Below are 5,839 nucleotides of genomic sequence, written 5' to 3'. Positions count from 1 at the left end.
GTGGACACGGCCGCGTTGGATGGCGGGTACTGGTTCCGGAATCTGCGGGGCAGAGTGCGTTTCGCGGATGCGGTGGAGCAGTTGCTGGGTGAGGGTTTCGGGGCGTTCGTCGAGGTGAGCGGGCATCCGGTGCTGACGATGAGCATCGAGGCGGTCGCCGAGGAAGCAGAAGCCGGGCCGGTGGTGGTGAGTGGGACGCTGCGCCGGGACGAGGGCGGCCTGCGCCGGATGCTGACCTCGCTGGCCGAAGTGTATGTACGCGGTATTCCGGTCGACTGGGCGTCCCTGCTGGGTGCGGCTTCCGCGGATACCGCGGGGGAGCTGCCCACCTACGCCTTCCAACACCAGCACTACTGGCTGGAAAGTCGACAGGGAACGGCCGACGCGACCACACTGGGGCTCGCGCAGGCGGATCACCCGCTGCTGGGTGCCGTGACGGAGTTGCCCGAGTCCGGGGGCCTGCTGTTCACCTCCCGCCTGTCGCTGCGGTCGCATCCGTGGCTGGCCGACCATGTGGCGGCGGGGGCGGTGTTGTTGCCCGGGGCGGCGTTCGTGGAGCTGGCGGTGCGCGCCGGTGACGAAGTGGGCTGCGGAGCGGTGGAGGAACTCGTCATCGAGGCACCGCTCATCCTGCCCGAGCGTGACGGCGTGCAGGTACGGGTCAGCGTGGGCGAACCGGACGATGCCGGCCGGCGTCCCGTGGCGGTGCACTCACGTGGCCAGGACGGCGGCTCGCACACGCCCTGGACGCGCCACGTCAGTGGCACCCTCGCCTACGAAGGCTCCGATGAACTGGACGCGGACCTGACACGGTGGCCGCCCGTCGGGGCGGTGCCGGTACCCGAGGAACGGGTGCGCGGTGTCTACGACGAGCTGGAGACGAACGGCTACGGATACGGCCCGGCCTTCCGCGGCCTTCGGGCGGCCTGGACGCGGGGCGACGAGATCTACGCGGAGGTCGCCCTGCCCGAGGAGCTGTCGGCCGAAGCCACCGCGTTCGGCCTGCACCCCGCACTGCTGGACGCGGCCCTGCACGCCACCGTGTTCCGTGACCGTACCGATGGCCAGGCAGGACCCACACTGCCGTTCACCTATCGAGGGGTGAACCTGCAGGCTTCCGGTGCTTCGGCGCTGCGCGTGTGTATCGCCCCGCGCGGCAAGGACGGTGTGAGCCTTCGGCTGGCCGATCCGAGCGGGGCCCCGGTCGCGGTGGTCGAGTCGTTGGTGTCACGGCCTGTGTCGGCCGCCCTGCTGGACGCCGCCGCACGGACGTCGACGGACCAGATGTTCGTCGTGGGCTGGGAGGAGCTGCCGGTCGCCGCCGCCGACGCCCCACTGGACACCGTCACCGTGCACACGGCAGAGGACGTACGCCAGTTGGCCTCCCGAGCCGGCGTATCCCAGACGTCCGACGCGGCCGGGCCGGCCGGGTCCTCGGCGGTGCTGCTGTACGAGATCGGCGGCACCGGCGACGCCGTACGTGAGGACGCCGTACGTGACGACATCGACGTAGCCCGTCTTCGTGAGCTGACCGGCCAGGTGCTGGACGTGCTTCAGGCCTGGCTCGACGAACCCGCGCTGGAGGACTCACACCTGGTGGTGCTGACCCGGGGCGCCGTAGGGGTGCGGGAGGGCGATCCGGTCGACCCGGTGATGGCCGCGGCCTGGGGACTGGCCGGCACCGCGCAGTCGGAGAACCCCGGACGGATTCTCCTCCTCGACCTGGACGGCGCACCGGCCTCCACCCAGGCTCTGCCCACTCTCCTGCCAGCCCTGCTCGGCGCGGACGAACCCCAGCTCGCTCTGCGCGAGGGGGCCTGTCAGCTGCGGCGCTTGACGCGGGCGAGTGCCGACGAAGCGCTGGTGGCACCGGAGGGACAGCGCGCGTGGCAGTTGGGCACGCGTGCGCCGGGCACACTGGAGGGCCTGGCACTCCTGCCGTCACCCAAGGCGCTTCAAGCACTGCCCCCGGGACACGTCCGGGTGGAGACGCGTGCCGCGGGACTCAACTTCCGTGACGTACTGATGGCGCTGGGCATGTACCCCGGCGAGATCAGCATCGGCAACGAGGGCGCCGGCGTGGTCACGGAGGTCGGCCCGGGTGTCACCCGTTTCACCCCGGGCGACCGGGTCATGGGCCTCTTCGAGGGTGCCGTCGGCCCCATCGCCGTCGCCGACTGCCTGACTCTCGTACGCATGCCGGAGGGGTGGTCCTTCGAGCAGGCGGCAGCGGTTCCCTGCGTGTTCCTCACCGCCTACTTCGGGCTGCGCGACCTCGCACGGCTGGAGCGCGGGGAGTCGGTACTGATCCACGCCGCCGCCGGAGGTGTCGGCATGGCCGCGGTGCAACTGGCCCGGCACTGGGGCGCGGAGGTCTACGGCACGGCGAGCCCGGCCAAGTGGGACGCGGCACGTGCCGCCGGCGTCCCGGACGGACGGCTCGCCAACTCCCGGACCCTGGAGTTCGAGCAACGGTTCCTCGAGATGACCGCGGGCCGCGGCTTCGACGTGGTCCTGGACGCCCTCGCCGGTGACTTCGTGGACGCCTCGCTGAGGCTGCTGCCCAGGGGCGGCCGTTTCATCGAGATGGGCAAGAACGACATCCGCGACGCCGACGAGGTGACTACCCGTCACCCCGGCCTGGCCTACCGGGCGTTCGACCTGGCCGACGCGGGCGGAGAGCGCATCCAGGAGATGCTGACCGAACTGGTCGACCTCTTCGAGAAGGGCGTGCTGACCCCGCCGCCGATCACCTTGTGGGACATCCGCCGCGCTCCGGCCGCCTTCCGCTTCATGAGCCAGGCGCAGCACATCGGCAAGAACGTGTTCACCCTGCCGCGCCGACCGGACCCGGAAGGCACCGTCCTCATCACAGGTGGCACCGGATCTCTGGGCAAGGTGGCCGCCCGACGCCTGGTGACCGAGCACGGGGTACGGAACCTGCTGCTGACGAGCCGGAGCGGACGCCAGGCCGACGGTGCGGCCGAACTGGAGCGGGAACTGACCGTACTCGGCGCACGGGTACGGATCGCCGCCTGCGACGTGGCGGACCGTGACGCCCTGGCCGCGCTCCTGTCCACCCTGCCCGCGCACGCCCCGCTGACCGCCGTGGTGCACAGCGCCGGCGCCCTGGACGACGGCGTGATCACCGCACTTACCAGGGAGCGGCTGGACACCGTCTTCGCCCCGAAGGCGGACGCCGCACTCCACTTGCACGAGCTGACCCGGCACCTGGACCTGGCGGCCTTCGTCCTGTTCTCCTCGGCCGCCGGGACGTTGGGCAGCTCCGGGCAGGGAAGCTACGTAGCGGCAAACGCCTTCCTGGACGCGCTGGCCCATCGGCGCCGCGCCCAGGGACTCCCCGGCGTCTCCCTGGCCTGGGGGCTGTGGGCACAAGGCGCGGGGGTCGGGCTGACCGGCCACCTCACCGACGCCGACCAGCAGCGCATGGCGAGCGGCGGAGTGACCGGGCTGTCGGAGAGCGAAGGCGGGGAACTGTTCGACACCGCACTTCGCATGCCCCAGCCAGTACTGCTGCCCATGAAGCTCGACTTCGGCGCGCTGCGGGCCCAGGCCGCCACCGGGACGGTGCCACCGTTACTCCGTAGCCTGGTACGGCAGGGCCGGCGGACGGCGGGGACCGCCGCCGACGCGGACGCCTTCACCCAGCGCCTGACCAGGGCCACGCCCGAGGAACAGGAGCAGATCCTGCTCGACCTGGTCCGCCGCGAAGCCGCACGGGTACTGAGCCACGTCTCCGCCCAGGCCATCGGACCCGACCTGGCGTTCAACGAGATCGGCTTCGACTCCCTCACGGCTGTGGAACTGCGGAACCGGCTCGCCAACCACACCGGAGTACGCCTGCCGGCCACGCTCGTCTTCGACTATCCGACACCCACCGCCCTCATGCGCCACCTGCGGACGAAGCTCTGCCCGGACACCGCACCCGACGAACAGCGCCTCACCGGCCGTTCCTCCGGCAGCGAGGAAGAGTTCCGGCGCACGCTGGCCAGGACACCGCTGAGCCGTTTCCAGGAACTGGGCGTCCTGGACACCCTCATGGCGCTGGTCCAGGAAGCCGAAAAGGGCGCACCCGCGGACGAGCAACCGGCCGCCGCGATCGCCGACATGGACGTCGACAGTCTGGTGCAACGAGCCATGAGCAAGGCCGGGAAGTAATGTCCGTTCGGAATGCGGAGGCCGGGATGACCACTCCCGAAGCGAAGGTCGTCGAAGCGCTGCGTGTCACGCTCATGGAGAACGAGCGGCTCGAGCGGGAGAACACCGACATACGCCGCGGGCTGTCGGAGCCGATCGCGATCGTGGGGATGGCGTGCCGGCTGCCGGGTGGCGTGACGTCGCCGGAGGAGCTGTGGGAGCTGGTGGTCGCGGGCGGTGACGCGATCGGCGGCTTCCCGGAGGACCGTGGCTGGGATCTGGAGAACCTCTTCGACCCCGACCCGGACCACCCCGGCACGAGTTACGCACGGCAGGGTGGATTCCTGCACGACGCGGGGGAGTTCGACGCGGGCTTCTTCGGGATCTCGCCGCGCGAGGCATTGGCGATGGATCCGCAGCAACGGATCATGCTGGAGACGTCATGGGAGGTCTTCGAGCGCGCCGGCATCGACCCGACGACACTGCGCGGCAAGGACATCGGCGTCTTCTCCGGAGTGACCTACCACAACTACGGCTCCGGAGCGCGGGTCCCCGAGGAACTTGAGGCCGTCATGGGCACGGGCACCTCTGCCAGCGTGCTGTCGGGTCGAGTGTCCTACGCGCTGGGCTTCGAGGGCCCGTCGGTCGCGGTGGACACGGCGTGTTCCTCGTCTCTGGTGGCATTGCATCTTGCTGTGCAGGCGCTGCGGTTGGGCGAGTGCTCGATGGCGCTGGCCGGAGGCGTGACCGTCATGGCCAACCCCGGCATCTTCGTCGGTTTCTCCCGCCAGCGCGGTATGTCCGAGGACGGCCGCTGCAAGGCGTTCGCGGCTGCGGCGGACGGCACCGGCTTCTCCGAGGGTGCGGGTGTGCTGTTGGTGGAGCGGATGTCGGACGCGGAGCGGTTGGGTCATCGGGTGTTGGCGGTGGTGCGGGGCAGTGCGGTGAACCAGGACGGTGCGTCGAATGGTCTGACCGCGCCGAATGGTCCGTCGCAGCAGCGGGTGATTCGGCAGGCGTTGGCGAACGCACACCTTGGTGTATCCGATGTGGATGTGGTGGAGGCGCATGGGACGGGTACGGCGTTGGGTGATCCGATCGAGGCGCAGGCGATTCTCGCCACCTATGGGCAGGACCGTGATCGTCCGTTGTGGTTGGGGTCGTTGAAGTCGAATATCGGTCATGCGCAGGCTGCTGCGGGTGTGGCTGGTGTGATCAAGATGGTGATGGCGTTGCGGCATGGGGTGTTGCCGCGGACGTTGCACGTCGACACTCCCACTCCGCAGGTGGATTGGTCGGCGGGTGCGGTGGAGTTGCTGACCGAGGAGCAGCCGTGGCCGGACGTGGCGGGTCGTCCGCGTCGGGCGGGGGTGTCGGGGTTCGGGGTGAGTGGGACGAATGCTCACGTGATCCTGGAGCAGGCTCCGGAGCCTGCGGTGGGTGTGGTTTCGGTGCCGTCTGTGGTGCCGGGTGGTGTGGTGCCGTTGGTGGTGTCGGGGTCCGGCGTGGGGGCCCTGCGGGGGCAGGCGCAGCGGTTGTTGGACTTCGTTGACCACCACCCGGATTTGGATGTGGTGGGACTCGCGGCTGCGTTGGGTGTGGGTCGTGCGGGGTTGTCGGATCGTGCGGTGGTGGTGGCGGGGGACCGGGGTGAGGTGTTGGCGGGGCTTGCCGGTGTGGT

At 70.3% G+C, this 5,839-nt stretch carries 2 protein-coding genes; both read left to right on the top strand.

Features of this window, described 5'->3' with window-relative positions; all coding sequences use genetic code 11:
- Window positions 1-4,179 carry an SDR family NAD(P)-dependent oxidoreductase gene (locus tag ACIQBL_RS48030; RefSeq protein WP_401955359.1) on the top strand — a complete coding sequence of 1,393 codons (4,179 nt, stop codon included), beginning with the start codon at window positions 1-3 and terminating at the stop codon, window positions 4,177-4,179.
- A 26-nt stretch (window positions 4,180-4,205) separates the two neighbouring features.
- On the top strand, window positions 4,206-5,839 hold a 1,634-nt coding region (locus ACIQBL_RS48025; protein WP_401955357.1), incomplete at its 3' end, for a type I polyketide synthase.

This window comes from Streptomyces sp. NPDC088350 (assembly GCF_044753545.1).
Classification (GTDB): domain Bacteria; phylum Actinomycetota; class Actinomycetes; order Streptomycetales; family Streptomycetaceae; genus Streptomyces.
This window is presented reverse-complemented; position numbering and strand designations above follow the sequence as displayed.